The sequence below is a fragment of the Sporosarcina sp. P3 genome, from assembly GCF_002743415.1.
GTDB lineage: Bacteria > Bacillota > Bacilli > Bacillales_A > Planococcaceae > Sporosarcina > Sporosarcina ureae_A.
The window spans coordinates 1-2,490 of the sequence record NZ_PDZE01000031.1; the positions used below are offsets into that span (position 1 = coordinate 1).

The 2,490-nt window shown below is 39.5% G+C and carries 2 protein-coding genes; both read right to left on the reverse strand.

The genetic code is table 11. The annotated features are described in order from the left end of the window. Positions 1–76 precede the first annotated feature (76 nt). Positions 77–835, reverse strand: coding sequence for an IS21-like element helper ATPase IstB (istB, locus tag CSV61_RS16425; RefSeq protein WP_099640096.1), 759 nt, complete (start codon positions 833–835; stop codon positions 77–79). Next, positions 835–2,364 carry an IS21 family transposase gene (istA, locus tag CSV61_RS16430; protein WP_099640095.1) on the reverse strand — a complete coding sequence of 510 codons (1,530 nt, stop codon included), beginning with the start codon at positions 2,362–2,364 and terminating at the stop codon, positions 835–837. Before istA ends, istB begins: the two co-directional genes overlap by 1 nt. Positions 2,365–2,490 lie beyond the last annotated feature (126 nt).

The following is a 2,490-nucleotide window of genomic DNA, read 5'->3' on the forward strand; positions in this document are numbered from 1 at the left end:
CTGTAACCGTCAAGTAGAATTCAACAGTTTTCGATAAATAACTTTCAACAGATTTCATCAATTAAGATTCAACACTTCATTCTGTAAAAAGAGTTTTTCTGTATTTCATCCGAATACTATCCTGTTCTTCACTGAATGTAAGAATTTCGCTGCGATGAAGAAGACGATCTAGGATTGCAGTAGTCAGAGTTGGATCACCTAAGAACTTTCCCCATTCACCTGGCCCCTTATTTGAGGTCAAAATAAAAGCTGCCGTGTCATATAGTTCGTAAATGAATTGGAAGAATAAATGAGCCTCCTGCGGCTCATAAGCCATATACATGACATCATCGATGATAATTAAGTCAGATTTCTCAATTCGCTTGTACCTAGTTTTTGATTTAGCCACATATTCTTTTGTCTTCAATACGTAAATCAAACGATCCATCGAGATGAAGGATACTTGATATCCTTGTTCAATCGCATGAATACCTAAGGCGGTTGAAAGATGGGTCTTGCCGACGCCTGTCGGCCCCATCATGATTAACGTAAAGCACTCCTCAAGCCAAGATAATTCCTTCAATACCTGGAGTTGTTTTAGACCAATTGCGGTCTGTTCTTCTAAACGAAAATTTTCAAGTGTCAGAAGTTCAGGAAACTCTGCCCACTTCATCAGTTTCTCGGTATTCTTTTGTTCCCGGCAGCCCACTTCATAGCTTAGAAATTCATGGATAAACTCATGATATGTCCAGCCTTTTGCTTCTGCCTCTCTTAATAGGGTAGGCAGCTCTTTAGCCGATTCCGCGAGTCGAAGGGCCCTGCATTTATCCTGTAAGGATTCGTAAGGGGGTTTCATCATGAATCACCTCCTTGAAGAACGTGTAGATAAATATCTTCCTTCCGTTCAGGAGCGATCAGGTTCATGTACTTTTCATTTAATTGGGTTTCCTTGATTGGATTCATTTTGCTTTGAAGCTCTAGTGAAAATGCGATATCCCGCAAATCATTGGCGCTAGTGAGCTTCAAACGTTTCATTTCTTGAACTGCCTCGTCTATAAAGTCTGGATATTTGAGGCCTACAGACAGGACAATCTGCAGTTGATCAAGTAAGTGACGCGGATAGCGCTCAGTCAACTCTTCGATCAACCACTTGGTAGAACCAGAATCTGCGAGTAGTTGCTCCACTTCATGAATAAGCTTATTCCGTTTTGTGTGGCTGCTTTTTTTATGGGAAGGATCTGAAATAACTTGCCCCTTCCCTTGGGAAATCTTATGCTTCGCAAGCACTTGACCACCTTGCTGAAGACGGATTAGGAGCTGTCCATCTAATGTATCGACATAAGCGATATTAGGAGCGTCTTTACGGTACGTACCGGCAGGTACGCTGTATCGATTACCGTCAAAGCGTATGACATTGTCTTTGTGTATTTGTCTTGTTATACTAGAAGTATAGATATCTTCAAAAATATAAGTTCCTGAGACCTTCGTGAGGTGTTCCTTTTCCAGAGTGTACACATCCACGGGTCTCTTTTTTGTATTGTGATGAACTTTATAATTCCCAGTCCGCTCAAGCCACTTTAAACATGCTTGTTGCCAATCAGCCAGATTGTCAAAAGTACGGTTCTTTGCGAAATTATATTTTACGTATTTCACTACTTGCTCAATTTTTCCTTTAGATTCTGGGTCTGCTTTTCGACAGAGGTAGATTTTGAATTTCCTTTTTTGATGATACTTTGTAAATTCAGCTGTAAGAATAAGATCTCCTGCATTTTCACTGACGGCCAATAAATGATCCTGATCATAGACAATTTCCTTAGTCATCCCTTTAAAATAATCAAAAGCGTTCTCATGCATCCTGATCAAATCGGTTGTCCTGAAAGGTCGGTCTAACCACTCCACATATTTATAGCGTGAATGGGCCAGGACAAATGCAATAAAGTACAGTTTTTTATATTTCCCATCCGTAGTTAGCTGTCTAGTCTCTCCAAAATCCACTTGGATTTGCTTTCCTTTGGACATTTCAGGAACTGCCATGTAGCTTCTTTCCACATTGAACTTCGGCAGACAATGCAACTCTCGAAGTTCATTAACAAAATTACGAACAGTTCCTTCTGTCACGGAGTCCACTTCTAACTTCTCCTGCAACCAATCAAATATCTGTGCCCCCGAAAGATCGGGATGCTCCTTTAACCATTCAAGTATTTGATCTCGATAGGGATCCAACTTCTTACTCCTAGTCTGTAAAGACAAAGTGAAATTAAAGAATTCATCTGGTTTCATTTTTCCGTAATCAATCACCCTATTTCTAGAAATCTTAAGCTTTCTGGAGATTGCACTATTAGAGAATCCTTCTTTACGCAATCTATGTATTTCATTGTAAACCATCCACTTTTCCACTTCCTATTCCTCTCTTTCTATAGACTAGCTTCAGTATATAGAAAGTAGATTTATATTGGAAAACTGTTGATTCTTATTTGTTGAAAGCTGTTGAATCTAGTTTAACGTTTACAA